Source organism: Paraburkholderia pallida (assembly GCF_004524855.1).
Lineage (GTDB): Bacteria > Pseudomonadota > Gammaproteobacteria > Burkholderiales > Burkholderiaceae > Paraburkholderia > Paraburkholderia oxyphila.
In genome coordinates, this window is record NZ_CP038149.1 from 625,816 (window position 1) to 651,259 (window position 25,444).

21 protein-coding genes are annotated in these 25,444 nt (G+C 65.5%); 15 read left to right on the forward strand and 6 right to left on the reverse strand.

All coding sequences use genetic code 11. The features are described 5' to 3' along the window. The first annotated feature begins 22 nt into the window (after window positions 1-22). On the forward strand, window positions 23-1,333 hold the full coding sequence (locus tag E1956_RS18055; RefSeq protein ID WP_134751564.1) for an NAD(P)/FAD-dependent oxidoreductase: 1,311 nt from the start codon (window positions 23-25) through the stop codon (window positions 1,331-1,333). A gap of 103 nt (window positions 1,334-1,436) precedes the next feature. On the opposite strand, the gene E1956_RS18060 is transcribed toward E1956_RS18055, so the two are convergent. Beyond that, window positions 1,437-3,017, reverse strand: coding sequence for a DHA2 family efflux MFS transporter permease subunit (locus E1956_RS18060; protein WP_134751566.1), 1,581 nt, complete (start codon window positions 3,015-3,017; stop codon window positions 1,437-1,439). Between the two features lie 353 nt (window positions 3,018-3,370). Here E1956_RS18060 and E1956_RS18065 point away from each other — a divergent pair, with 353 nt between their 5' ends. Beyond that, window positions 3,371-4,015 (forward strand): alpha/beta hydrolase, encoded by a 645-nt coding sequence (locus E1956_RS18065; RefSeq protein ID WP_134751568.1) that lies wholly within the window; start codon window positions 3,371-3,373, stop codon window positions 4,013-4,015. A gap of 234 nt (window positions 4,016-4,249) precedes the next feature. Further along, window positions 4,250-5,317 (forward strand): rod shape-determining protein, encoded by a 1,068-nt coding sequence (gene mreB / locus E1956_RS18070; protein ID WP_134751570.1) that lies wholly within the window; start codon window positions 4,250-4,252, stop codon window positions 5,315-5,317. A gap of 143 nt (window positions 5,318-5,460) precedes the next feature. On the opposite strand, the gene E1956_RS18075 is transcribed toward mreB, so the two are convergent. Next, window positions 5,461-5,862, reverse strand: a complete 402-nt coding sequence (locus E1956_RS18075; protein WP_028222029.1) for a hypothetical protein — start codon at window positions 5,860-5,862, stop codon at window positions 5,461-5,463. A gap of 410 nt (window positions 5,863-6,272) precedes the next feature. On the opposite strand from E1956_RS18075, the gene gltA reads away from it, so the two are divergent. From gltA to E1956_RS18090, 3 genes are all read left to right on the forward strand, one after another. Next, a complete protein-coding gene (gltA, locus tag E1956_RS18080) occupies window positions 6,273-7,574 on the forward strand; it encodes a citrate synthase (protein ID WP_134751572.1) in 1,302 nt (433 codons plus the stop codon). Between the two features lie 221 nt (window positions 7,575-7,795). Beyond that, window positions 7,796-10,066: an amylo-alpha-1,6-glucosidase gene (locus E1956_RS18085; protein ID WP_134751574.1), complete on the forward strand. Its 2,271-nt coding sequence runs from the start codon at window positions 7,796-7,798 to the stop codon at window positions 10,064-10,066. A gap of 738 nt (window positions 10,067-10,804) precedes the next feature. After that, window positions 10,805-11,068, forward strand: coding sequence for a hypothetical protein (locus E1956_RS18090; protein ID WP_134751576.1), 264 nt, complete (start codon window positions 10,805-10,807; stop codon window positions 11,066-11,068). A gap of 17 nt (window positions 11,069-11,085) precedes the next feature. Here the strand turns inward: E1956_RS18090 and E1956_RS47390 are convergent, their stop codons facing one another. Next, complete coding sequence (locus E1956_RS47390; RefSeq protein ID WP_256377788.1) at window positions 11,086-11,220, reverse strand: hypothetical protein; 135 nt, start codon at window positions 11,218-11,220, stop codon at window positions 11,086-11,088. 63 nt (window positions 11,221-11,283) lie between these two features. On the opposite strand from E1956_RS47390, the gene E1956_RS18095 reads away from it, so the two are divergent. Further along, window positions 11,284-12,444 carry a porin gene (locus tag E1956_RS18095; RefSeq protein ID WP_134751578.1) on the forward strand — a complete coding sequence of 387 codons (1,161 nt, stop codon included), beginning with the start codon at window positions 11,284-11,286 and terminating at the stop codon, window positions 12,442-12,444. A gap of 21 nt (window positions 12,445-12,465) precedes the next feature. Here the strand turns inward: E1956_RS18095 and E1956_RS18100 are convergent, their stop codons facing one another. Then, window positions 12,466-14,241: an SWIM zinc finger family protein gene (locus tag E1956_RS18100; RefSeq protein WP_134751580.1), complete on the reverse strand. Its 1,776-nt coding sequence runs from the start codon at window positions 14,239-14,241 to the stop codon at window positions 12,466-12,468. Between the two features lie 564 nt (window positions 14,242-14,805). Between E1956_RS18100 and E1956_RS18110 the strand changes: the two genes are divergently transcribed. Further along, window positions 14,806-16,401, forward strand: coding sequence for an SH3 domain-containing C40 family peptidase (locus E1956_RS18110; protein ID WP_134751584.1), 1,596 nt, complete (start codon window positions 14,806-14,808; stop codon window positions 16,399-16,401). A gap of 63 nt (window positions 16,402-16,464) precedes the next feature. On the opposite strand, the gene E1956_RS46170 is transcribed toward E1956_RS18110, so the two are convergent. Both E1956_RS46170 and E1956_RS18115 read right to left on the reverse strand, forming a co-directional pair. Next, window positions 16,465-16,632, reverse strand: a complete 168-nt coding sequence (locus E1956_RS46170; RefSeq protein ID WP_167760059.1) for a hypothetical protein — start codon at window positions 16,630-16,632, stop codon at window positions 16,465-16,467. 204 nt (window positions 16,633-16,836) lie between these two features. Continuing rightward, the gene (locus E1956_RS18115; RefSeq protein ID WP_134751586.1) at window positions 16,837-17,481 is read right to left on the reverse strand and encodes a hypothetical protein; all 645 of its coding nucleotides are present in this window, start codon (window positions 17,479-17,481) and stop codon (window positions 16,837-16,839) included. A gap of 798 nt (window positions 17,482-18,279) precedes the next feature. On the opposite strand from E1956_RS18115, the gene E1956_RS18120 reads away from it, so the two are divergent. Genes E1956_RS18120 through E1956_RS18150 form a run of 7 tightly spaced genes read left to right on the forward strand, consistent with a single transcriptional unit; the run spans window position 18,280 to window position 25,421 of the window. Next, window positions 18,280-19,179 (forward strand): EboA domain-containing protein, encoded by a 900-nt coding sequence (locus E1956_RS18120; RefSeq protein WP_134751587.1) that lies wholly within the window; start codon window positions 18,280-18,282, stop codon window positions 19,177-19,179. 16 nt (window positions 19,180-19,195) lie between these two features. Next, window positions 19,196-20,092, forward strand: a complete 897-nt coding sequence (locus E1956_RS18125; protein ID WP_134751589.1) for a TatD family hydrolase — start codon at window positions 19,196-19,198, stop codon at window positions 20,090-20,092. A 51-nt stretch (window positions 20,093-20,143) separates the two neighbouring features. After that, window positions 20,144-21,370 (forward strand): 3-dehydroquinate synthase, encoded by a 1,227-nt coding sequence (locus E1956_RS18130; protein WP_134751591.1) that lies wholly within the window; start codon window positions 20,144-20,146, stop codon window positions 21,368-21,370. After that, window positions 21,367-22,491 carry a metabolite traffic protein EboE gene (gene eboE / locus E1956_RS18135; RefSeq protein WP_134751593.1) on the forward strand — a complete coding sequence of 375 codons (1,125 nt, stop codon included), beginning with the start codon at window positions 21,367-21,369 and terminating at the stop codon, window positions 22,489-22,491. Before E1956_RS18130 ends, eboE begins: the two co-directional genes overlap by 4 nt. Beyond that, window positions 22,469-23,836, forward strand: a complete 1,368-nt coding sequence (locus E1956_RS18140) for an alkaline phosphatase family protein (protein ID WP_134751595.1) — start codon at window positions 22,469-22,471, stop codon at window positions 23,834-23,836. Before eboE ends, E1956_RS18140 begins: the two co-directional genes overlap by 23 nt. A 7-nt stretch (window positions 23,837-23,843) precedes the next feature. After that, window positions 23,844-24,581, forward strand: a complete 738-nt coding sequence (locus E1956_RS18145) for a UbiA family prenyltransferase (RefSeq protein WP_134751597.1) — start codon at window positions 23,844-23,846, stop codon at window positions 24,579-24,581. Between the two features lie 57 nt (window positions 24,582-24,638). After that, window positions 24,639-25,421 (forward strand): VOC family protein, encoded by a 783-nt coding sequence (locus tag E1956_RS18150; protein WP_134751599.1) that lies wholly within the window; start codon window positions 24,639-24,641, stop codon window positions 25,419-25,421. The last annotated feature ends 23 nt before the right edge of the window (window positions 25,422-25,444 follow it).

Here is a 25,444-nt window from a genome sequence, read left to right on the forward strand (position 1 = left end):
ATATGGACTCCAGAGGAATGGCATGAGCAAGGACGCGATCGTGCTCGGCGCGGGCATCGTCGGCGTGAGCGTCGCGCTGCATTTGCAGGCGCGCGGCGTGCGCGTCACGCTCGTCGACCGGCGCGCGCCGGGCGAGGAAACGAGCTTTGGCAATGCGGGGCTGATCGAGGCGTCGTCGGTGGTGCCGTACGGCTTTCCACGCGACTGGCGCACGCTGCTGCGGCTCATGCGCAACGACTCGACGATGCTGCGCTACGACCTGCGCTCGCTGCCTGCCTATGCGCGCTGGCTCGCGTCGTTCTGGCGCGAGTCGGCGCCGGCGCGGCTGGCGGGCGCGGCGCACGACATGCTGCCGCTCATCGGGCGCTGCGTCGCCGAGCACGAGGCGCTGCTGGCACGTTCGGAAGCACGCATGGACGCCTACGCGGACACGCGCCCGGACGCAGGCATGGACCCCGACGCACGCACGGACCTGCGCGCGCTCGTGCGTCCGGTCGGCTGGCTGGAGGCCTACCGCTCGCCCGCGGAGTTCGAGCGCGAGCGCGAGGAGGCGCTGCGCGTGGCCGGGCAGCATGGCCTGCGCGTGAATGTCCTCGATGCGGCGGGGCTGCGCGCGGCGGAGGCGTCGATATCGGAGGGCTATGCCGGTGCGATTCACTGGGCCGATCCGGCCAGCGTGGCCGATCCCGGCGCGCTCGTGAAGGGCTACGCGCAGTTGTTCCTGCGCGAAGGCGGCCGGTTCGCGAAGGGCGATGCGCTCAGCTTGCGCAAGGAGGGCAGCGGCTGGCAGGTGCGCACCGAGGACGGGCCGCTGACTGCGGAGCTTGCCGTCGTCGCGCTCGGGCCGTGGTCGGATCTCGTGACCGGGCCGCTCGGCTATCACGTGCCGCTGATGGCCAAACGCGGCTATCACATGCACTACGCGAGCGAGGCGGGCGCGCCGCTCACGCGTCCCGTGGTGGATATCGAGGGCGGCTACGTGGTCGCGCCGATGAACCGCGGTCTGCGGCTGACAACCGGCGTGGAGTTGGCCACGCGCGAGCGCCCGCCCAATTACGCGCAGCTCGATGCGGCCGAGCGCGCGGCGCGGCCCGTGTTCGGGCTCGGCAAGCGGCTCGACGACAAGCCGTGGATGGGCATGCGCCCGTGCACGCCGGACATGCGTCCCGTGCTCGGGCCCGCGCCGCGCCATGCGGGGCTGTGGTTCGCTTTCGGCCACAACCACCATGGGCTCACGCTGGGCCCGGTGACGGGGCGGCTCGTCGCCGAGCAGATCATGGGCGAGACGCCATTCACCGATCCCAGGCCTTATCTGCCGCAGCGTTTCGCGTAGTGCGGCACAGGCATGGCGGCAGCGCGGGCTGCCGCTTCGTCACGCGAGGAGCGCAGGCCGCCGCTTCGCCACGCGACCGGCGCCCGCGGTGCGCCCAGTGTGCTCAATGCGCGCCCGCCGCGCCGCCTCCGCCCTGACCTCGCGTCGACTTCGTGATCCAGATGAGCGGAATGATCGCGAGGAAGATGATCGCCGAGATATAGAAGATATCGTTCAGGCCCATCATCGCGGCCTGGGTCGTGAGCTGGAAATCGAACAGCGCGCGCGCCGAGGGCTCGCTCAGGTTCAGCACCTGCTGGGTCTGGTCGATCGACTGCTGGAACACCGGGTTGTAGATGGAGGCTTGCTCGGTCAGGCGCGCGTGATGGAGGATCGTGCGGTTGTTCCAGGCATTGGTCGCAATCGACGTGCCCACGGCGCCGCAGAACACGCGCACGAAATTCGAGAGCCCCGCGGCGGCGGGAATGCGGCCGGGCGGCTGGCCCGCGAGGATGATCGCGGTGAGCGGCACGAAGAAGAGCGCCATCGGGATGCCCTGCAGCAGCGTGGGCAGGACGAGATGGAACGTATCGATCTCGATCACATAGCGCGAGCGCATGAAGAACACGACCGCGAACATGATGAACGCGAGCGTGGCGATGACGCGCGCGTCCGAGCGCGGCAGGATGCGGCCCACCACCGGTGCGAGGATCACGGCGAATATGCCGAGCGGCGCGGTGACGAGGCCCGCGTCCACCGAGCGGTAGTTGAGGTACTCCTGCATCCACTGCGGCAGCAACACGAGATTGCCGAAGAACACGGCATAGGCCACCGAAATCGCGATCGTTCCGCCGAGGAAGTTGCGCTGCGCGAAGAGCCGCAGGTCCACGATCGGATGCTCCTCGGTCAGCTCCCAGACGAGGAAGAACGCGAAGCTGATGAGCGCGGTCACGCCGAGCGTGACGATCACGGGCGAATTGAACCAGTCGAGATCCTTGCCCTTGTCGAGCATGATCTGCAGCGAGGCCACCCAGGCGACGAGCAGCCCGAGGCCCACGATGTCGATGGGCGGCTTGCGCGTGGGCGATTCGCGGTTGCGGTAGATGCTCCAGGTGATGAAGCCCGCGAACAGGCCCACCGGAATGTTGATGTAGAAGATCCACGACCAGTTGTAGCTGTCGGTGATCCAGCCGCCCAGCGCCGGGCCCGCGATCGGGCCGACCGTGGTGGTCATGGCCCAGAAGGCGAGCGCGGTGGCGGACTTGTCGCGCGGCCACGAGCCCAGCAGGATGGCTTGCGAAAGCGGGATCAGCGGGCCGGCAACGGCGCCTTGCAGCACGCGCGCAATGAGCAGGAACGGCAGGGTCGGCGCGATACCGCACATCCACGAGGCCAGCACGAATGAGAGGATCGACGCCACGAACAGGCGCACCTGGCCGAAGCGCTGCGTGAGCCAGCCCGTGAGCGGGATGGAGACCGCGTTGGCGGCCGCGAACACCGTGATGACCCACGTGCCTTCATCGACCGAAACGCCGAGGTCGCCCGAAATGGTCGGGATGGCCACGTTGGCGATCGAGGTGTCCAGCACGTTCATGAAGGTCGCCAGCGCCACGGCGATGGTCGCGAGGATCAGCTTGCCGCCTTCGAGCGGGGGCGGTGGCGCGGGTGGCGGAGACGACGAGGAGGGTGAGGTGGGCTGGCTCAAGCTTCTTCTCCGCAAATTCGGGGGCTGCAGGATACGCGCAGGGTCCGCGCGGCGGACCGGATTTGCGGCAAGGATACCTGCAATCGCGCAATGGCATGGGCGGGCGTGAAAGCGCCCCCAGGCGCGGCAGGGGCTTCGGCGGGGCGTGAGCCGCTTAAACGCTTACGATGCCTTTTCGTGATTTTTCGTTTTACCGGCGTGCATGCGCGTGTCGCAAGGGCAGCGTATGCTTGCGGCTGTCATGCGGGCCGCGGCGCCCTGCCGCTTCGGGCGGACGCACGGCGCTGCATGCGGATGATGCGCGTTTTACGCGGGTTGGCGGGTCGGAGACACGGCAAGAGGGGATCAAGACAATGAGCTGGACACAATTCGATGGCGGCTGGCGCCTCGCGCCCGCCGAAGGCGCGGCGCGCGCGCTCGTCGTGCTGCTGCACGGGGTGGGGAGCAATGCGCGCGATCTGATGCCGCTCGCCGACGCCTGGCGCGGCGCGCTGCCCGGCGTCGCCTTCGCATCGCTCGACGGCAACGAGCCGTTCGACGGCGGCTTCGGCGGGCGCCAGTGGTTCACGCTGCGCGACGTGAACGAGACGAACCGCGCGGCGCGCGTGGCCGCGGCGGCGCCGGTGCTGGAAAAGCGCCTCGCCGACGAGCTCGCGCACTGGGGGCTCGGTTTCGACCGCCTCGCGCTGGTGGGTTTCTCGCAAGGCTCGATCATGTCGCTCTATCACGTGGCGACGCAGTCCGAGGGCGCGGCGGCCGTGGTCGCCTACGCCGGGCGCCTCGTCACGCCGGTCGTCGCGAAGAGCCTGACGCCGCTCACGCTCGTGCACGGCGAGGACGACGAGGTGATTCCCGTGCTGGAGCTCGAGCGGGCCGCCGCGGCGTTCAGCGACGCGGGGTTCCCCGTGGCGGCGTTCGCGCTGCCGGGCGTCGGCCACACGATCACGGCGCAGGGCGCAATGCTCGGGCGCGACGCGCTGGTGCGGGCGCTGGGGTAGCGCCGGGGCCGCGCGCGCGGCGTGGCGGCCTGACTTATTTTTTCCACACTTGGCGATTAAGCTGCCCGGTTATTTTTGGCGCGGCTAAAGTCTCGCCCGGCTTTCGCCGTAAACAAAGCCAGTGGGCCGTCAAGGCTCTCCGGCGCCCGGTTGCTCAAACGTTTGCGACCGGGCTCGATTTCCGGGGCGGCCCACCGTAGGCCCCCTCCACACGCAACGACGAATAACGACAACATGGCCCGAGCCACGCGGCATTTTCTGCACTTGGGGTCCCGCCAGGACGTGGCGATCGATCCCGGCACCGCCAATACGCTGATCTATACAGCGCAAGGGGGCATCCTGCTCGATCAGCCCTCGGTCGTCTGCCGCGAGCGCGGCGCGGGCGCCGGCAGCGGCGGCGCATCGGCCGTCGCCGCCGTGGGCGCGCAGGCCAAGGCGCTCCTCGGACGCGCGCCACAGAACCTCGAAACCGTGAAGCCGCTCGTGCACGGCGTGATTGCCGACTTTGCCGCCGCCGAGCAGATGATGCGCCGCTTCGTCGCCATGGCGCGCCCGCAGCGCCGCTTCGGCCGCCGCTCGGCGTTCACCTTGTGCGTGCCGGGGTCGGCCACGCGCGTGGAGCGGCGCGCGCTGCGCGATGCCGCGTTCGCGGCCGGTGCGGCGCGCGTGAACCTGATTGGCGAGTCGCTGGCTTCGGCGCTGGGCGCGGGGCTGCCGGTCGCCGCGGCCACGGGCTCGATGGTCGTCGACATCGGCGGCGGCACGACCGAAGTGGGCGTGCTCGCGCTGGGCGGCGTGGCCGTCAGCGGCTCGGTGCGCGTGGGCGGCGACCAGTTCGACCGCGCCATCATCGAGCACGTGCGCGCCCTCTACGGCGTGATCCTCGGCGAGCAGACCGCCGAGCACGTCAAGAAGATCATCGGCAGCGCGCTGCGCGGCGAGCCCATCGAGCGCCTGCGCGCGACGGGCCGCAGCCTCGAGGACGGCCTGCCGCGCACCATCGAGATCACGAGCGAGGACATTGCCGATGCGCTCGCCTTGCCGCTGCGCCAGGTGATCGGCGTGGTGCGCCAGGTGTTCGAGCAGGCGCCGCCCGAGCTGGCCAGCGATATCGCCGATAGCGGCATCGTGCTCACGGGCGGCGGCGCGCTGCTGGGCCGCCTCGACCAGTGCCTGGCCGCCGAGCTGGGCGTGCCGGTGCGCGTGGCCGACGAGCCGCTCACCTGCGCCGTGCGCGGCGCGGGCGCGGCAGCGGCGGGCGCCGTGCCCGCCGGCCAGCCCGACTTCGACGCCTGCGATTGAGCGGCGCGATGGGCGCACCGCTGGGTTATGCGGGCGCCGGCAAGCGCCCGCAATCGCCCGAATAGCGGACCAACGCAAAGCGGCCACCCAGGGTGGCCGCTTTCGCAGGAATCCGGAAATATCGCAGTCCGAATCGGTTGCGCTTAGTCGCGGCCGTGTGCGTGCGCGTCGAGCTTGTGCTCGGCGGCTTCGCCTACGAGGCCCGCGTAGTAGAGATGCACGCCGATGGCGAGCGAGTCGTTGCGGATCTCGTGGAAGGCCTTCCATGCCTTCACCGGATCCTTGAACACGAGGTAGTGCGCTTCCTGCGAGACGAGGCGCGCGACCTGGTGCAGGCCGTGGCCGTGCAGGGCGTCGACGAGCGCGTCGAGGCTGCGGTGCGTGCGCGCGTCGGTGCGCGGGTAGAGCATATGCAGGACCGCCACGCGCTCGGACGCGAGTGCTGCGGAGAGCGCAACCACGATGTCCTGGTGGTTGAGCGCGGTGACGATGGCGTCCTCTGCAAGTTCGTCTTCTGCGAACAGGGTGTCGATCGAGATGTTCATCTGTTCATTCCTTACGTTTTGCGTACAGCGCGTGCGGCCTTAGAAAAAAGGCCCGCCAAGGGAGGCGGGCCAATATCGCTACATGCAAGAGCGGGGGCCTGACGAAGGCCCCCGCTCTGGTCGACAGGGGAAGTCGTTGCATGTCAAGCAGTATGTCAGAGCAGGACGGGTCCATGTTGCACTGCACTGACAAAATATTGTTGCAGAAATCGGCGTTAAGGGTGCCGCAAGCATTCAATGTTGCTAGCTGAAGGAGGCATTGTTGCCGGGTTCGCTATCAATCGATGCTGCGTCGCGCCGTAGAATGCGTCAGGTGGTCGCAGTGAAGCCGGCCCGGAAAATCGGGCGACGAGCGACACCGTGCCTTCCCGCTCTTGCGAGGTGAAGGCAATTCAATGCAAGGACAAGACATGATCGATTCGAAGACTCACGCCACACTCACGATCCCCGGCCACGCCGAAGGCGTCCAGCTGCCGGTCTACAAGGGCACGACGGGCCCGGACGTGATCGACATCCGCAAGCTGTACGGCCAGACCGGCATGTTCACCTACGACCCCGGCTTCATGTCGACGGCGGCGTGCAACTCGGCGATCACCTATATCGATGGCGACAAGGGCGAGCTGCTCTACCGCGGCTACCCGATCGACAACCTCGCGCAGAACGCCGACTTCCTCGAGACCTGCTACCTGCTCCTGAAGGGCGAGCTGCCGACGCAGAAGCAGAAAGACGAATTCGTCTCGATGGTCACGAACCACACGATGGTTCATGAGCAGATGCACTTCTTTTTCCGGGGGTTCCGCCGTGACGCACATCCGATGGCGATTCTGGTGGCGGCGGTCGGCGCGCTGTCCGCGTTCTATCACGACTCGCTCGACATCACCGATCCGACACACCGTGAAGTGTCCGCGATCCGCATGATCGCCAAGCTGCCGACGCTCGTCGCCATGGCCTACAAGTACACGATCGGTCAGCCGTTCGTGTACCCGCGCAACGACCTCTCGTACAGCGCGAACTTCATGCAGATGATGTTCTCGACGCCGAGCGAGGAGTACAAGGTCAACGACGTGCTCGTGCGCGCGCTCGACCGCATCCTGATTCTGCACGCCGACCACGAGCAGAACGCCTCGACCTCGACGGTGCGCCTCGCGGGCTCGTCGGGCGCAAACCCGTTCGCGTGTATCGCGGCCGGCATCGCGTGTCTGTGGGGCCCGGCGCACGGCGGCGCGAACGAAGCCGCGCTGAACATGCTCGAAGAGATCGGCTCGGTCGACAACATCCCCGAGTTCATCAAGCAGGTGAAGGACAAGAACTCGGGCGTGAAGCTGATGGGCTTCGGCCACCGCGTCTACAAGAACTACGATCCGCGCGCGAAGCTCATGCGCGAAACGTGCTATGAAGTGCTCAACGAGCTCGGCCTGCACGACGACCCGCTGTTCAAGCTCGCGATGGCGCTCGAGAAGATTGCGCTGGAAGACGAATACTTCGTGTCGCGCAAGCTGTACCCGAACGTGGACTTCTACTCGGGCATCGTGCAGCGCGCGCTGGGCATCCCGACCTCGATGTTCACCTGCATCTTCGCGATGGCGCGCACGGTGGGCTGGATTGCGCAGTGGAACGAAATGATCGCCGACCCCGAGCAGAAGATCGGCCGTCCGCGTCAGCTCTTCATTGGCGAAGCGGCTCGCGAAGCCAAGCCGATCTCGGCGCGCTGATGCGTTGACGTTGTTTAACGCCGCAACGGCGATGAAGACTGCGTGACGGTAGATCCCGTCACGCAGCGCTCGACGGGAGGGTGTGCGCCAAAATGCGTACCCTCCCGTTTTTTATACCGTACCGGTGTGAACCTGCTGCGTCTGCCGTGGACAAACCTCTCGTATGATTTGCGCTCGAGCCACTACAATCGAGCGAAAGCGAACCGAAGAGGAGGCATGCGATGCAGGATCCTGAAGCACTCGGCGGCGTCACCCGCGCAGGCGGCGTGGATCATCCCGCTCACGAGACCGATGGCGCATTTATCGCGCCCGAAACGCCCGAGGTCGCCAGCGCCGACCAGCACGTGCTCAAGTCGGGCGACACCTTTATCGTCAACGACCCGCTCGGCGACATCACCGGCATCGACGACGGCCTCTTCGTCAACGACACGCGCGTGCTCTCCTCGCTGCGTCTCACTTTCGGCGGCCGTGTGCCGTCGCTGCTCTCGGGCAGCGTGAGCAGCGACAACACCGCATTCACCGCGCATCTGACCAACCGCCCGCTGCCGCCGCTCGGCGGCACGACCACGCCCGAGGGCGTGATACACGTGGAGCGCGAGCGCGTGCTCTCGGGCACGATGATGACCGAGGCCATCGAGCTCACGAACTACGGCACCGAAGAAGCCGTCGTGCCGCTTTCGATCTCGTTCGCGAGCGACTTCCGCGACATGTTCGAAGTGCGCGGCCTGAAGCGCGCGCGGCAGGGCACGATCGTGCCGCCGCGCGTGGAAGATGGGGAAGTGCGGCTCGAATACATCGGCCTCGACAAAGTCGCGCGGCGCGTGCGCATCGAGTTCTCGCCCACGCCGGACAAGCTCTTTGCCGACCGCGCCGACTTTACCGTCGCGCTGCCCGCACAGGCCTGCGTCTCGCTCTACCTCACGGTGGCCATCGAGGTCGAGCCGCTGGCCGGTGCCGCGCCCGATGCGCCGAGCGCGAGCATCATTCAGCCCGAACACTGTCTCGCGCCCACGAAGGAGCAGCGCGTGGGCCGCGCGGCCGTGCGCGCCGCGCTGGTCGACTCGCATATCGTGATGCGCGAGCGCCGCCGCGCGTCGGCAAACGTGCGCTCGAGCAATCCGCTCTTCAATGCCTGGATCAACCGCTCGATCGCCGACCTGGGCCTTCTGACCACGGACCTGCCCACGGGCCCGTATCCCTACGCGGGCATTCCGTGGTTCTCCACGCCGTTTGGCCGCGACGCGATCATCACCTCGTTGCAGACACTGTGGCTCACACCCGCGCTCGCGAGCGGCGTGCTGCGTTTCCTTGCGGCGCACCAGGCGCAGGAGGACTCGGCGTTTCGCGACGCGGCGGTCGGCAAGATCATGCACGAGATGCGCAAGAGCGAAATGGCGGCCACCGGCGAAGTGCCGTTCGCGCTTTACTACGGCGGCGTGGATTCCACGCCGCTGTTCGTCGTGCTGGCGGGCGCCTATGCGGAGCGCACCGGCGACATGGCGTTGATCGACGAGCTCTGGCCCGCGCTCGAACGCGCCGCGGCCTGGGTGGCGGGCGTGTGCGATCGCAACCCGCTCGGGCTGCTCGATTACCGGCGCGAGTCGGAGGGCGGGCTCGCGAACCAGGGCTGGAAGGACAGCCACGACTCGGTGTTCCATGCGGACGGGCACTTTCCCGACGGGCCGATCGCGCTTGTCGAAGTGCAGGCCTACGCGAGCGCCGCGTTCGAGACGATGTCAAAGTTCGCCGCGCATCGCGGTCTCGTGGAGGAGTCCGCGCGCTATGCGGGCCGCGCCGCGAAGATTCGCCGCTGCGTGGAAGACAAGTACTGGATGGCGGAGTCCGAGTTCTACGGCATTGCACTCGATGGCCACGGCGAGTTGTGCCGCGTGCTCGCGTCGAATGCGGGGCATCTGCTTGCATTTGGTTTGCCCGAGTACGAGCGTGGGCGTGCCGTGGCCGGCGTCCTTGAATCGGCGTTGTTTCATACGGGGTGGGGCGTGCGTACGCTGGCGGCGGGCCAGGCGCGGTTTAATCCGATGGCCTATCACAATGGCTCGGTGTGGCCGCACGATAACGCGCTGTGCGCGCGCGGGCTCGCGCGTTATGGGCGCAAGGAGGCGGCCGTGCGGCTGTTGCAGGCGCTGTTCGAAGCGGCCGTTACCTTCGATATGCGGTTGCCGGAGCTGTTTTGCGGTTTCCCGCGCCGGCGGGGCGAGCCGCCTACCGCGTATCCGGTGGCCTGCCTGCCGCAGGCCTGGGCTGCCGGGTCGCCGTTCATGATGCTCGAAGCGTGTTTGGGGGTGAGTATCGATGCTGCGCGGCACGAAGTGCGCGTCGAGCAGCCCATGCTGCCCGAAGGCATTGATTGGCTCGAAGTGGGAGATCTGCGTGTGGGTAGTGCGGCGGTGACGCTTACGTTTCGGCGTGTGGATGGCAAGGTCATTGCCTCGGCGGATCGCAGTGATGTGAAGGTGGTGGCGGTGTTGTGAGGTATTGCGCGCTCGGTGCGCGCTTTGGCCTTAACTTGTATTCGCGGCGGGCCGCAGGCGTTGCCCCTGTGCGGGGCGGCACCTACTTTTCTTTGCCGCGGCAAAGAAAAGTAGGCAAAAGAAAGCCGCTCAAACCGCCAGTGTGACGCAGTTCACCACTGCCCTTTTAATCGGAGCGGCTCCGGGGCGTCTGTCACCACTCGTCGTCACCCGGAGTGACTAAGGACTCATCCATCCGGCGGCGCTGCGCGCGCCGTGGGGCATAACCAAAACCGGTGGGATATACACGTATTCACAGAACTCCACGTTTTCAAATGGAAGCACTCTCGCATATCAGTAGGACTCCAGCATATTCGCCAAGAACCATTCCTGCACAATCGCAAATTTGCTTGGCATAACTTAGCGTATTCGCAGGCAGCCCGCGTGGTTTTCCTTGCAGACCCTTCCGCCCGCGCGTAGCGCGTGGCGGGAAGGATGAGCCCCTTGTCACTCAGGCGGAGTGTGCGAGGCGACGGATGCTCCGGAGCCGCTCCGATTAAAAGGGCAGTGGGGGACGGCGTCACACTGGCGGTGTGAGCCGCTTTCTTTTGCCTACTTTTCTTTGCGGCTGCAAAGAAAAGTAGGTGCCGCCCCGCACAGGGGCAACGCCTGCGGCCCGCCGCGAAAACAAGTTAAGGCCAACGCCTTAAAAGAAGCGTGACATAAATCGCCGCGCGCCGCGCACTACGGCCGCCCGCCGTGGACCGGATTCCACCGCTCTATGCCGCAGTTGCATCGGCGCTGATGACTCGCCACCACGCCTCGCCAACTCCTCATCCAAATAGCAATTCAATTCGCCAAATTGAAAACATTTCATTTTCTTTACGATCTGCCCCAAAACGTCGATTAATGCATTTTCATGCGCGATCTTGGGGCGCGCAATGCACCGCATTTCTCCATGTGTTCTTTCGGCGCAACGCCGCCATCAATTTCAACGCAAATTTTATTTTCGCCGCCTTATGATGCGCTTGATCGTCATTTCACCCCACAAGGCGTGACGTTTCTGCCTGATAAGCCGCGGAAGCGGCAGGCATTGCGCTGTCCGCAATAATCAATTGCCAATAGCGCAATAGATAAAAATTGATGCGTTGACGAAGTGCTTCAATCGTCTGCATGGGTTTTTCGCACAAAGAGCATTCGATTCAATTCACTAGCGCCCACACTCGGAGCCATAAAACATGAAAAAATCGTTAATCGCCCTCGCAATCACCGGCGCCTTTGCCGTCTCGGCGCATGCGCAAAGCAGCGTGACGCTCTACGGCCTGATCGATACCGGCATCGTCTACACCAACAACCAGATGGGCCACAGCAACTGGCAGCTCAACACCAGCTCGACGCAGAATACGGTGTTCGGCCTCAAGGGCTCGGAAGACCTCGGCGCCGGACTCCATGCGGTCTTCAAGCTCGAACAGGGTTTCCTCGTCAACAACGGCGCGCAGGCGTTCTCGGGCGACATGTTCGGTTCGCAGGCGTGGGTCGGCCTGCAGAGCGACAAATACGGCACGCTCACGTTTGGTCGCCAGTTCGACGTGATGAACGACCTCGTCGGTCCGCTCACGGCGGAATCCAATACGTGGGGCGGCAATATCGCCGCGCATCCGTTCGAGAACGACAACCTCGCGGCTAACTCGGTCGTCATCAACAACTCGGTCAAGTACGCAAGCCCGACGTGGTACGGTCTCACGGCCGAGACCATGTACTCGTTCAGCAACAAGGCAGGCGACTTCGCGAACAACCGTTCCTATGGCTTCGCGCTTTCGTATGCGCAGGGCCCCGTCAACCTGGCTGCCGGCTACCTGCAGCTCAACGGCGCCGGCAACGGCAGCGGCGCGGTCACCACGGGCGACACGAGCGCGAACTTCATCGCGCAACGCCAGCGCGTCTGGTCGCTGGGCGGCAACTACACCTACGGTCCGGTCACGGCGGGCCTCGTGTGGAGCCACACGCAGATCGACAACGCGGCAGGTGTGTTCTCGTTCGGCACGGGCACGTATCTGGGCGCCAACGATTCCTCGGCGGGCTCGCTCTCCGGCTCGCTGCGTCTGGACAACTACGAAGCCAACGTGAAGTACGCGCTCACGCCGGCGTGGACGGTTTCGGGGGCCTATACGTACACGCATGGCGCGTATAACGGCTCGAACCCGGGCTGGAACACGGCGATGCTGCAGACGGACTACGCCATCAGCAAGCGCACCGACTTCTACCTCGAAGGCGTCTATCAGAACGTGCACGGCGCGCCGCAAGGCTCGGTGCTCTCGCACGCGATGATCAACACGCTCTCGCCGTCGTCGACGGACACGCAGGTGGCCGTGACCGTGGGCATGCGTCACGCGTTCTGATCGACGCGTTGGCGGGCAGTTTCAGGGCAGGGTGGCGAGCCGTTTCATGAAGTTGCGCTTCGCGCGATACGTCGCGCGAATCCGCTCCAGTTCGGCGGTAAATTCGACGCGCTCGCCCAGCTTGCCCCGCAACCTGCCGATGGCACGCACGACGTCAAAGGCCTCGTCGTATCGCGCGTTGGACGTGCCATTCTCAACTGCAACCGGCAGCAGCCGTTGATAGAGCGCGATGGCGTCACGCGGATGCGTCCCGGCGCGAACGGCCGCCATCTGCGGCCACAGCCGTATCGCGACCGGGCCACCAGAGAAGGTATCCCACGCAACGTCGTTTGCGTTTTCTGCGAGAAAGATCGTGACCAGTTCGGTGCGCGCATGCGGTTGCCACAAACTGTGCTCCGGTTTCGAGGCCGATTCATTCTCCGCGACCTGTGACCAAAGGTGCTTGAGTGCGCGCTCACGGGTTTTGCCCTGTCGTCCCGTTGCCAACGCAACCTTCATCAGCGCTGTCCATCCTTCTGCTGTCGGGTGCATTTCGAAACGGCGCCACGCGAGCGCGTCGGCTCGATCGAACTCGCCGCGCAGCAGATACGCATCGACACAGAAGCTGAGCAGGCGCGAGTCGAGATGCGTGCTGAATTCCTCAATGCCACGCTCCGCCCACGCAAGTCCTTCGTCCGGGCGTCCGTGTTCGACGCAGAGCTCCGCCAACAGCAAAAAACGGTGCGGACTCGAAAGATTTTTCGCGTGAATCTGGATAAGCGCGTCAACATCGTCGTCATGTTCGGCGAGCGTTTTCATCGCGTTCTCGACCTTCATGCGCCGCGCATCGAATGAATACTCAGATTCCTTGCTTTGGGCAAGTTCAGGAAACTGCGCCCAGGCTTCGCCGACCATCAGGCGATACTGTTCCAGCCCGCGCTCGCCAAGCGGTTCCGCATACGCCGGCAACACGTCGTAGAACAGGCCCCATTGGCTTTCCATTTGTAGCCGGAATAATCGCTGCGCAAGCTTTACCGGGTCGGGCCCGGTCTCCAGGCATGCTTCGAGGTGGACCGCCGCAAGCTCAAGGATGGCGGGCATGACCTCGCCGCCGGAGTCGTCGATATGCCCGAGACTGCTTTGTGCGGTGGTAATCGCCAGCTCCGACAACTCGACCACCTGCGCCGCATGGGCGCCCGCGAGCCAACGACGCAACGTGTCTTGCAGCGACATCAGGCCGTCGGCGTAGGCGCCGGCCTCGTGCCAGTGCAGCGCTCGGGAAATCTGCGTTGCCTGCTTCACGATTGCTTTCATCCCGGCCAGGTCAGTCGCCCCTTCGGAGCGTGCGGCGAGCAGTAGCCTGTCGCGCAGGGTGCGATCGTGCTCGACGGCTTCCAGCAATAGACCCTGAAGTGCGTCGTGGCTCAGCGTGGCCACGTATTCGCGAATCACCTCCGCTTTGGTTTTTCGCTTTTTGCGCGGCTTTGCCTGATCGGCCTCTTCAACGTGAAAGACCTCTTCGCCCGAGTTTTCGAGCCACGAGAGGGCCACGGCAACGGCGTGCTTGCAGAAGGCCCCGCGCTCGCCCACCGGACAGTTACAGCCGTAAGCGAGCGCGCCATTGTCGCCAACGGCGAGTTGAACCCGATAACGGTGAGTGCCGCTTACGCTAGCGTGAACCGCATCCTCGCGGACATCGAGGCGGGACACGGCGCCATCATGGAAATAGGCCTTGCCGCGCGCAAACGTCCTTGTGTCGGTCAAGGACTCGACTTCGGCTAGCGTAAGGATTTCAGCGAGTTTTGCAGATTCGTACATCGGGTGGGTCGTATCACTGAAGCCATGCGGGATGGGGGGCGCACATCGGCGATCATACCTGCGCAACGGCTCGCCAAACAACCGTTAGCCCTTCGCCGGAAGGGCGGTAATCTCGCGGAGCGTCGTAACAAGGTTGCTCCAGGACGAAGACCACCGCGTCTCGCGAATTCGGCGACCCACTGCGTCGGTGATTCGCAATACGCCGGTGTCAGGAAAGAACGTGAGTGTAACGGCAATGCCGTCAATGACACAGGTTTCGGTAAACGCTTTCGTTGCCAGCACGTTGGCCTCCGTTGGATGGGCGGCGAGGGAGAATCGGGCAGGCGTTGTCGTGCAAAGACTGTGCCGATGGGCGCCCACTCCTCCGGGTGCCCATGTGTGCCTGGCTTGCGGCGCAATCGGCATCCAGCGTGTCGCGGGCCACGAGCGGCGCGATGTTGGGTCCAGACGAACACTTCGCCGCATCGACTCCGCTAAAGGCCAACACCCACGCGTCAACGCGCGGGGCAGACAGTGCGGACATTCGGGGTATGATCGACTCCTTGTCGAACGGCCTGTTCATCCATGCACTTCTTCTTTCGTTCCTCCGGCCATCTGTTCGGAAATGCTCCGCACCGGGCCGCATCCCGACGTGCGTCTACCTGGGCGCTCGCCGCGGCGCTGGCAGCTTCAGGCATTGTGAGCGGCTGCGCGAGCGGCCCGGCCGCCGCACCGGAAAGTGCGACACAACCGGCCGGCCGCCCCACCTTCGTCGATCGTGTTTCGCTCTTCCCCCTCGACAACTACGACCAGAACGTCGATCACTGGCTCGATCCATCAAGCCCCGGCTACGACACCCCGTTCCTCTCGCCCGACGAGCAGCGCGCCCAGTTCAACGCGCTCTTTGCGCGCTACTTCGGCGCTGGCCCGAACGATCCTTCGCCCTGGAATCCCGCTTACATCCGGAACCGCGTGTACAGCGAAAAGGGCAGTGACATAGCGGCGCTGCAGATGCGCCGTCTCGACGAGTTCGACAACACGAACAAGGAGCCGCGCCGCATCGGCTACGGCATGAACTTCCGTCCGCATACGAAGGCGTGGATCGACGCGATTGCACAGAACGTCGATCTGTCGCAGTTTGACCGCGCAGCGACATACGATCCGGCCAGGCGCGCCATTGCGACGGACGCGTTGCTCGTGCGCGAGCTGCCGACGCTCGACCCGTCGTTCTACAGCCGTCACTTCGCGGGCGAGGGTTACCCCTTCGACAACCTGCAGGTGAGCGCCGTGCGTCCCGGCACGCCGCTCTATGTGCTTGGCACGAGCGCGGATGGCGGCTGGTCCTACGTGCAGACTCCGGACGTGCAGGGTTGGGTGCGAAGCGGGGGACTCGCCCTCGCCGACGATGCATTCGTCGCGCGCTGGCGCGTCATGGCGGGACAGTCGCTCGGCGCCGTGATCGAGGCGTCCGCGGCCCTGCGCGACACGCGTGGCGTTTTTCGATTCGCTGCGCCTGCGGGCACGCTATTGCCGCTGCAAGGGCCGCCGTCGGCCGGCACGCGTGTCGTCGCCGTGCCGGTGCGCGACATCGACGGCCACGCCGCCGTGCGCATGGCCGCGCTCGCGGATACCGCGATTGTGTCCGCGCCGCTCGCCGCAACGCCGCGCCATCTCGCCAGGCTCATGAAGGCGCTGATCGGGCGTCCGTACGGCTGGGGCAACACGAACTTCGACAACGACTGCTCGGCGGAACTGCAGAGCATCTTTGCCGTACTCGGCGTATGGCTGCCACGCCATTCGTCGGCGCAGATGTTCGCCGGCGACATGACGGACCTTTCGTCGCTGACACCCGCGGCGCGGCTCGACTACCTCGCGCAGCACGGTAAGCCGATGCGCACGCTGATCTACATCGGCGGCCACGTCATGCTCTATCTCGGCAACACGGTGCGTGATGGCCGTACGGTTCCGCTCGTCTACCAGGATGTCTGGGGACTGAAACCGGCCGACAACAGCCGCCGCGCCGTGATCGGGGGCTCGGTGATCTTGCCGTTGCTGCCAGGCTATCCGGAAGACCCCAGCCTCGAATCGCTCGCGGCCACGCCGACGTTCCAGATCAGCATCCTCGGGATGCCGGCGGGGGGCGACGTGCCGCATCCGAGCGAGGAAAATCCGGCCGGGTGAGGGGCCGGTATTCCGTGCTGGACCGAAGTGCTATGCGATTCGCGCGCGCGAGTCCGTCTGCGCTCAGTGGCGCGACGGGCGCTCACCAAAACGTGGCACATCCGATTTCGGCTCGACTTCCGGCGGCTCACCAGGCTGACGCTGCGCGGAAGCTTCACGATCGAGGCGATGGCTATCCATCGTGGTGCGACGCTCCTTGACGAGCGCTCGGCGTAGCTTCGACTTAAACATGGGCTTGCTCCTTGTGATGTACGGGCGGCGAACTGGGCACCTTGCTTGACCATCGCGAGATGGCGACGGGCCTCCGTGGAGGCTTCGGTGCAGTAGCATTCGAGACCGTATGCCGGTCAGAAGCTCAAGGGTAACAGACCGACGGATCGGATTTGCACCACAACCGTTGAAACAGCGGCTGGGTGTGCGCCGGAGCGCTACGGCTCAAGAGCCGAACTGGCAGACTGGGATAGGCAGTCCTTGCGCAAGCTGTGCGACGAGGTCCCACGTCGTGGCGGGGTCGGGCTTCGTGAACGAGAAGTCGTAGAAGTTCTGGCTGACGATAGGCGCGTTCGGCGGATCTGCCGGCCATCCGGAGAAATAAAACGACTGCGGCAGCCGATACAGTGCTGGTTCGGCACCGTTGCTCCTGTCTTCGGTCCAGTCGCTGTGGAAGGCATAGCCGAACAGCACCGCGCCGTCTTTCGTGCGGTCCGGACTGGCGCCGACCTGGATCGGCGGACGATTCCCATCGGGGCTCGTCCAGAACGAATATCCCTGCACGCGTCCGCCGAGCCGCTCGCTGTCTCCCTTGCTGTAGGGCAGATGCTTGATGAAGTCGCGCATGGGCGGATGGTTCAGCGCCGAGAACAGGCATACGGGAACCATGGTGGCCGGGCGGTTTTCCTCGAAGGTGAGGAAGTACGCGTTGTCGCCGAGAGAGATGTACGCGCAACTATAGTGGTTCGAGCCAGGAAAGATCGGCAGCGCGCGGTCCTCGTAATACTCCATCATCGCGCCGCGTTCGCCGTTTGGCCCGACCCACGTGCTGTCGTAATAGCTGGCGCCACTGGATACTTCGTAATCCACGCCTTCCTTCAACGGATGTGGCGGGACACCATCATACGGCGGGGGATACTCGGTGTACCGGTTGTACACGCGATACATCTTCCATTTCGCGGACCAGTAGAGCGGCAAGATCGGATCGGAAGGCTCGCCGGGCGCGCGTCCATACAGGCAGTCCGGTGCGGCGCACGGACTATATTGCGGTGGATTGTGAACTCCGTAGGTAGGATAAACAGGAGCACTGGGAGTCTGCGTTGCAGACGACGTTTTATCTACCTTTACCGCAGCGTCATTTGAGAGTTTTTGCATAATGAATAGTAATCCGATTTATACACTCTGGTAAGGATGACGTTTTTTACTTTTTGGAGGATTTCTACACGAGCATTTGGTCAAGTCAAGTTAATGTTTTGCGACGTATCAGAGTTGCATCCAAATTGGGCGGGCTACGGGTTTTCCTGATGCTGCCGATCTTGCGGGTAAAGATAACGATGCTCGAGGTAGACACGAAGCCTGCGCGTGTCAACTTGACTGCGTCCGCGTAAAACCTCCTTGTTTTGATAGGTAGATCGGTCCCCGGGGCGGGTAGTATCCTCTGCGCTCATCGACGAACCTGGCGTGAAGGTCGCGGCGGTTTGAATGTTCGTGAGGCTCCGCGAACCGGCCGCGCGCACGGGTGATCTTCACGCAAAATATAAAGGATTACTAACGTAATGCGTCGATGACCGGATTGAAAAGACCGGCGCCACGGTGGTGGGCGCAGTAGCGAGGCGTTAGCCGGATCAAAACAAGAACCGAGTTGTTCTCACGATCCAGGAAGCGGGCATGACCAACCCATTCCATTCGCCGTTGACCGCGTGCGTCGCCGGGTGGCTGCACAGGCGGCTGTCGCCCGATGCGCTCGACTTCTTTCATGCCGCGTCGGCGGAAATCAGCGGCGGCGCTTCGGCCCGGCGGCGCGCACAATTGTTCGCACTCGCCAGCCGTCACGCCCGCTCGAGCGCGGCGCTCGCGCTCGACGCCGGCGAACTGCGCGCGCTGCACGCCGCCGGCTGCGTCTGCTTCCCCACCCGCTGGAGCGAGCTCGACGCCTTGCGCATCGCCTTGCTGCTGGCCTCGCCGGATCTCCTCGACGCTTCATTTGCCCTTGCCTACGAACATGCCTTCTGCTTCGCCGATCACGGCGAGGCTTGCGCACTCTATCGCGCGCTGCCCTTGCTGCCCGACGGCGGACGCTTCGTCGCACGCGCGGGCGAAGGGTGCCGCAGCAATATGCGCACGGTGTTCGAAGCTGTGGCCTGCGATTCGCCGTATCCGGCCACGCATTTCGACGACGTGAGCTGGCGGCAGCTAGTCATCAAGGCGGTGTTCATCGACGTGCCGCTGTGGCGCATCGTCGGGCTCGACGCGCGGCTGTCCGCCGATCTTGCGCGCATGGCCCTCGATCTCGTCGACGAACGCCGCAGCGCCGGACGCAGCGTGCCGCCCCAAATCTGGCTGTGTCTCGGCCCGCATGCTGGCGAGCGCGGGCTGGAGGCGCTGCACGAGGAAGCCTTGCTTGGCAGCGTCGAAGGCCAGCGCGGCGCGCTGCTCGGACTCGGCCGGGCGGGCGCGTTGAGCGACAACGCGAACTGGCTGGCCGGCCTGTTCGAGAAGCATGCGCACTTCCTGAGCGAGGCGCGCGCTCGCGGCTTCACGCAAGACGCACTGCAACTTCTCCACTGACCACGAGGACGCCGCCGTGAGATTTTTCGATCCACACATCCACATGAGCTCGCGCACCACTGACGACATCGAGGCGATGGCGGCCGCCGGCATCCGCGCCGTGATCGAGCCCGCGTTCTGGCTCGGACAACCGCGCACCAACGTCGGCAGCTTCATCGATTATTTTTCGGCCCTGGTGGGGTGGGAGCGGTTTCGCTGCGCGCAATTCGGCATCGCGCATTACTGCGCGATCGGCCTGAATTCAAAGGAGGCCAACAACGAGGCGCTCGCGCGCGACGTGCTCGAATTGATTCCTCAATTCGCCTTCAAGGAAGGCGTCGTGGCGATCGGCGAAATCGGTTACGACGAAATTACGCCTGCGGAGGATTACGCCTATCAGGCGCAGCTCGATTTCGCGCACCAGAACGACATGGTCGTGATGGTGCACACGCCGCATCGCGACAAGAAGTTCGGCACGCGGCGCTCGATCGACGTGGCGCGCGAGCACGGCGTGCCCATGACGAGACTCGTGGTCGATCACAACAACGAGGAGACCGTGCGCGACGTGCTCGACGCGGGCGCGTGGGCGGCCTTCACGATCTATCCAAACACCAAGATGGGATCCGAACGGATGGTCGAAATCGTGCGCCAGTATGGCCCGGAGCGGATCATCGTCGACAGTTCCGCCGATTGGGGCGTGAGCGATCCGTTGTCGGTGCCGAAGACCGCGCGCCTCATGCTGGAGCGAGGCATTCCGGCGGCGGCGGTCGAAGCGGTCACGTGGGGCAATGCGCTGCTGGCCTATGGCCAGTCGCGGCAGATCGATACGGCCGAACTGGATCGCACGCCGTCGCTCGATCAGCGTCAGCTGTTCTCCGATAACTCGGTGTTGCGCGGGCAAGTGCCGCGTGTGGACGAACCGGTGCCGAACTGAACGACGCTTGCGCCGACCGCCGCGACCTCCTCATCAGCCCACGGAGCGTTCATGCTCGAACATCGCATCGACCAGATCTTCGACGTTCGTTACAGTTATCCGGTGTGCTTCACGCGCGACGCGTTCGCGCCCGCCAATAGCGTGCTCGCCGATCTGCTGCGGCCTCGTGAGCGCGGGCGTGGCCCGGCGCGCGTGTTGTCCGCGATCGACGCGGCCATCGTCGCGGCGTGTCCCGAGTATCCACAGGCAATCGAGCGCTACGCGCAGACCCACGCCGACGCGCTCGAGCTCGCGCGTCCCGCATGGATTGTCCGCGGCGGCGAAGCGGTCAAGCAGGAGCTCGACGAAGTCGGCGTGTTCTACGACTTCGCGCGCGAGCACGGTTTGTGCCGTCACAGCTATGTGGTCGCGATCGGCGGCGGCGCGCTGCTCGACGCGGTGGGCTTCGCGGCGGCCACCGCGCATCGCGGCGTGCGGCTGATTCGCCTGCCTTCGACGGTATTGGGCCAGAACGACGCCGGCGTGGGCGTGAAGAACGCCGTCAACTGGCACGGCCGCAAGAACTTCGTGGGCACCTTCGCGCCGCCGTTCGCGGTCGTGAACGATTTCGCCCTGCTGGACAGCGTGCCCGTCGCCGACCGCCGCGCGGGCATCGCGGAAGCTGTCAAGGTCGCGTTGATTCGCGACGCGGAATTCTTCGGCGCCTTGCACGCGGACCGGCGTGCGCTTGCCGCGCTCGCGCCGCATGCGATGGAGCCGATGATCGTGCGCTGCGCGCAACTGCATCTCGCGCAGATCCGTCATTCCGGCGATCCGTTCGAGCGCGGCAGCGCGCGTCCGCTCGACTTCGGGCACTGGTCCGCGCACAAGCTGGAGGAGTTGTCACACCATCGCTTGCGGCACGGTGAGGCGGTGGCGATCGGCATCGCGCTCGACGTGGTCTATTCGCAGCGTATCGGCTTGCTGACGCGGGCCCAGGCCGATCTCGTGCTCGACACGCTGCGCGATATCGGCTTCGTGCTCGATGACGCGGCGCTCGACATGCTCGACGTCGCGGGCGCGCTCAACGATTTTCGCGAGCACCTGGGCGGCGAATTGTGCATCACGCTGCTCGAAAGCATCGGCCGCGGCGTCGAGGTCAATCGCATCGACGTCGCGGTGATGCGCGGCTGCGTGGATGCGCTGCGCTGCGCGCACCGTGAGCACGTGGCTGCTGAATTTGAGGCCGGAACCCACGCCGAGATTCAGGTAGAGACCCACGCCGAGGTCGAGCGATGAGCCGCGCGTATCCGCTCACCTATTGCACGAACATCCATCCCGGCGACGGCTGGGCCGACGTGATGCTCAATCTCGAGGATCACGTGCCCGCGGCGCGGCGCGCTTGCTCGCCCGACGCGCCGTTTCCGCTCGGCTTGCGACTGTCCGCGCGTGCCGCCGACGAACTCGACGACGCCGCGATCGACGCATTCTCGCGCTGGTGCGACGAGCACGAATGCTACGTGTTGATGGTCAACGGCTTTCCGTACGGCGTCTTCCACGGCGCGGCCGTGAAGGAGCGTGCCTATCTGCCCGATTGGCGCGATGCGCGCCGGGTCGCCTACACGAAGCGGCTCGCCGACATCCTGGCGCGCTGGTCGCCGCGTGAGGCGCTCACGTCGATCTCGACCGTGCCGGTCGCGTTCCGCGAAGGCTTCGACGCCGCCGACTGGCCGACGGTCCGCGCCCATCTTGTCGACGTGCTCGCGCATTTCGCGCGCGTGCGCGATCGCGGCGGCCCGTGGATTCGTCTCGCGATCGAGCCCGAGCCGCACTGCGTGATCGAACGCACCGCCGAGGCGCTCGCGTTCTTCGAGCGCATGCGTTTTCCGGCGTCGCTCACCGAGCATATCGGGCTGTGCTTCGATTGTTGCCATCAGGCTGTCGAATTCGAATCGCCCGCGCAGAGCCTCGCGCAGATCGCCGGGGCCGGCATCGCGATCGCGCGCGTGCAGGTGTCGTCGGCGTTGCGCGCAAGCGGCGCGGCTGTGGCGCAATTGCTGGCGTTCGACGAACCCACGTATCTGCATCAGGCCGTGCTGCAACGGCGCGACGGCGAGCTGCTGCGCTTCGCGGATCTGCCGGGCCTCGCGCGCTGGCTCGAACGCGGCGAGACGCCCGAGGAGTGCCGCGTGCATTTTCATGTGCCGATCTTTCTCGAGCGTATCGGTGGCGTCGACACGACGCGATTCTTTCTCGAGGAGGCGCTGCCGCGCATTCCGGCCGGCACGCCGCTCGAAGTCGAAACCTATAGCTTCGGCGTGCTGCCCGCCGCGCTGCGGCTCGACTCGCTGGGCGCGTCGATCGCGCGCGAACTCGACTGGGTCAAGGGGACGCTCGATGCAGCGCACAGCCGTCATTAACGTCGTCGGACTCACACGCAATCTGCTCGACGCGCGGATGCCGAGACTCTCGGCATTCGGCCGCGAGGTGGCCGTGGTCGACGCGACGCTGCCCGCGCTGACCTGTTCCGCGCAGACCACCTATCTGACCGGCGTGCTGCCGACCGAACACGGCATCGTCGGCAACGGCTGGTATTTCCGCGAGCTGGATCAGGTGCTCCTGTGGCGGCAGAGCAACCGGCTCGTGCAGTCGCCGCGCATCTGGCACATGGCGCGCGAGCGCGACCCGTCGTTCACGTGCGCCAATACGTTCTGGTGGTACGCGATGGCGACCGAGGCCGATATCACGCTCACGCCGCGTCCTCTCTATTGCGCGGACGGTCTCAAGCTGCCTGACTTCTACACGCAACCGGCGGCGCTGCGCCCGTCGTTACGCGAACGGCTCGGGCAGTTTCCGCTGTTCGACTTCTGGGGGCCGCGCACGAGCATCCGGTCGAGCCAATGGATCGCCGACGCCGCGCTTGCCGTAGAAACGGACTATGCGCCGAGCCTCAATCTCATCTACCTGCCGCATCTCGACTATTGCTTGCAGCGCGTCGGCCCGAACGGCGACATCGACGCCGATCTGCGCGAGATCGACACGGTCTGCGGCACGCTGATCGACGCGCTCACGCAGCGTGGCGTGCGCGTCGTCGTGTTGTCGGAATACGGCATCGTGCCGGTCACGCGCCCGGTCCATATCAATCGCGCGTTGCGCGAAGCAGGGCTCGTCGCGATCAAACACGATCTCGGCCGCGAGACGCTCGATACCGGCGCGTCGCGCGCGTTCGCGGTCGCCGACCATCAGATCGCGCACGTCTATGTGCGCGAGCATCGCGATCTCGCCGCGGTACGGGCGCTGTGCGAGCGTCTGCCGGGCGTGGGCGAAGTCCTCGACGAAAGCGGCAAGCGCCATCACGGCGTCGCGCACGCACGCGCGGGCGAGCTCGTGTTGCTTGCGGAACCGGACAGCTGGTTCACGTACTACTTCTGGCTCGACGACGAAGTCGCGCCCGATTACGCGCGCACTGTCGATATCCACAACAAGCCCGGCTACGATCCGGCGGAGCTGTTCGTCGACCCGGCGCTGCGCTTTCCGGCGTTGAAGATTGGCACGAGGCTGCTGCGCAAGGCGCTCGGCATGCGTTACACGATGGACGTGATCCCGCTCGATGCGTCGCTCGTGCGCGGCTCGCACGGCATCCGTCCTCATGCCGACGGCGACGCGCCCATCGTGATGAGTTCCGAACCCGGCCGCGTGACGCGCGAGCGTATTGCCGCGACCGAGGTCTGTGCGCTGCTGCTCGATCACCTTTTCATGCCTTGAAGCCATCATGAGCACTCTTTCGTCGATCGGGCGCGTTGGCCCGCTGCTCGCGCTGTGCCGCGTGAGCAATCTGCCTACCGTGTGGAGCAACGTGCTGACCGCCGCAGTGCTCGCGGGCGCCGCGTCGCCCGCGTCGGGCGCGGCCGTCGTGCTGCTCGCGCTCGCGTTGTCGGCATTCTATTGCGGTGGCATGGCGCTCAACGATCTCTGCGATCTCGGCTACGACAGCGTGCATCAGCGCTACCGGCCGATCCCGGCGGGCCGCATTACGCTCGCGCGCGCGCAGACGGCCACCGTCGCGCTGTTCGCTCTCGCGCTCGGCTGCCTGTTGCTCGCGCCGCATCGCGAAGGGCTCGCGGGCGGCGCGGCGCTGTTCGCCGTGATTGCGTTCTACGACCGGTTCCATAAGCGTTTTGCGTCGACGGTGTTCGCGATGGCGGCCGCGCGCGTGCTCGTCTACGTCGTCACCGCGCTGGCGCTCGAGGGCGCGGTGGCGGGGCCGGTCTGGTTCGCGGGCGCTGTGCAGGGCGTCTGGGTGCTGTTGCTCACGTTCGTCGCGCGACGCGAAAATCGCGCGCCCGGCGGTCGCTACGCATGGCCCGTGATTCCGTGGATGCTCGCTGCAATCGCGCTCTGCGACGGCATCGTGCTCACGGCGTTCACCGCGCAGCCCGCGTGGTTGCTCGCCGGTGTCGGCGGCGCGCTGCTCACGCGCGTCGCGCAACGTTACGTGCGCGGCGATTGAGTCGCACTACGAAATAATTGCGCCGCACGCTTCTCCACATCTTCTTGAAGGCACGCCATGATACTGCCCACCGCGCAGCGCCTCAGTCTCACGTCGACATGGTTTATCCGTCCCGGTTGCGAAGCGGCCGCCGACGCGGCGCTGCACGCGCTCGCGGCTGCGGTCGAGCGCGAGGAACCCGACACGCTTGTCTATCTTGTGCATCGCCCGCATGCCGTCGGGACGACGCTCCAGTCGTTGCCGCCCGTCGACGCGCGTTCGGTGCTGTTCTTCGAAATCTATCGCGACGCCGAAGCGTTCCAGCGTCATGTCAGCGGTCCGGTGTTCACGTCGTTCGTGCGCGAGCACGGCGAATTGTTCGTGCAGTCGAACGGCGCGCCGTTCACCTTCGTCGAGTTCATGGTGACGCTCGCGGGCTTCGTGCGTCCCGGCGAGGCGGGTGCGTCGCCGTCCCCGGCGTCCTCGCAGGCGGCCACGGCGAACCGGCATCCCGGCGTGATGTTCGAGGTGATCGCGCGCGATCAGGCCGCGCTCACGCGCTTCTATACCGAGGTGTTCGGCTGGCAGTACGCGCTCGGCGCATCGGGGTTCGCCTATGTGCCGTTCGCGTTGCAGACGACGCCGCTGCTCGGCGGCATCGGCCAGACCGAGCCGGATACGCCGGGCTACGCGCCTGGCACGCACTTCTATTTGCGCGTCGACGACCTCGATGCTGCGATCGAGCGCGCCGTGCGCGCTGGCGGCAAGCGCCTCGTCGATCCGACCGTCGTCGACGGCTACACGTTTGCGATGGTCACGGACCCCGAAGGCAACGCGATTGGACTGATCAAGCCGTTCTGAACCCGCCGTGGCGGCGGAACCGC

Coding starts and splice junctions, on each gene's coding strand:
- E1956_RS18055 (WP_134751564.1), top strand. CDS start 23: ATGAGCAAGGACGCGATCGTGCTCGGCGCGGGCATCGTCGGCGTGAGC.
- E1956_RS18065 (WP_134751568.1), top strand. CDS start 3,371: ATGAGCTGGACACAATTCGATGGCGGCTGGCGCCTCGCGCCCGCCGAA.
- mreB (WP_134751570.1), top strand. CDS start 4,250: ATGGCCCGAGCCACGCGGCATTTTCTGCACTTGGGGTCCCGCCAGGAC.
- E1956_RS18075 (WP_028222029.1), bottom strand. CDS start 5,862: ATGAACATCTCGATCGACACCCTGTTCGCAGAAGACGAACTTGCAGAG.
- gltA (WP_134751572.1), top strand. CDS start 6,273: ATGATCGATTCGAAGACTCACGCCACACTCACGATCCCCGGCCACGCC.
- E1956_RS18085 (WP_134751574.1), top strand. CDS start 7,796: ATGCAGGATCCTGAAGCACTCGGCGGCGTCACCCGCGCAGGCGGCGTG.
- E1956_RS47390 (WP_256377788.1), bottom strand. CDS start 11,220: ATGCAGACGATTGAAGCACTTCGTCAACGCATCAATTTTTATCTATTG.
- E1956_RS18095 (WP_134751578.1), top strand. CDS start 11,284: ATGAAAAAATCGTTAATCGCCCTCGCAATCACCGGCGCCTTTGCCGTC.
- E1956_RS18100 (WP_134751580.1), bottom strand. CDS start 14,241: ATGTACGAATCTGCAAAACTCGCTGAAATCCTTACGCTAGCCGAAGTC.
- E1956_RS18110 (WP_134751584.1), top strand. CDS start 14,806: ATGCACTTCTTCTTTCGTTCCTCCGGCCATCTGTTCGGAAATGCTCCG.
- E1956_RS46170 (WP_167760059.1), bottom strand. CDS start 16,632: ATGTTTAAGTCGAAGCTACGCCGAGCGCTCGTCAAGGAGCGTCGCACC.
- E1956_RS18120 (WP_134751587.1), top strand. CDS start 18,280: ATGACCAACCCATTCCATTCGCCGTTGACCGCGTGCGTCGCCGGGTGG.
- E1956_RS18130 (WP_134751591.1), top strand. CDS start 20,144: ATGCTCGAACATCGCATCGACCAGATCTTCGACGTTCGTTACAGTTAT.
- eboE (WP_134751593.1), top strand. CDS start 21,367: ATGAGCCGCGCGTATCCGCTCACCTATTGCACGAACATCCATCCCGGC.
- E1956_RS18140 (WP_134751595.1), top strand. CDS start 22,469: ATGCAGCGCACAGCCGTCATTAACGTCGTCGGACTCACACGCAATCTG.
- E1956_RS18145 (WP_134751597.1), top strand. CDS start 23,844: ATGAGCACTCTTTCGTCGATCGGGCGCGTTGGCCCGCTGCTCGCGCTG.
- E1956_RS18150 (WP_134751599.1), top strand. CDS start 24,639: ATGATACTGCCCACCGCGCAGCGCCTCAGTCTCACGTCGACATGGTTT.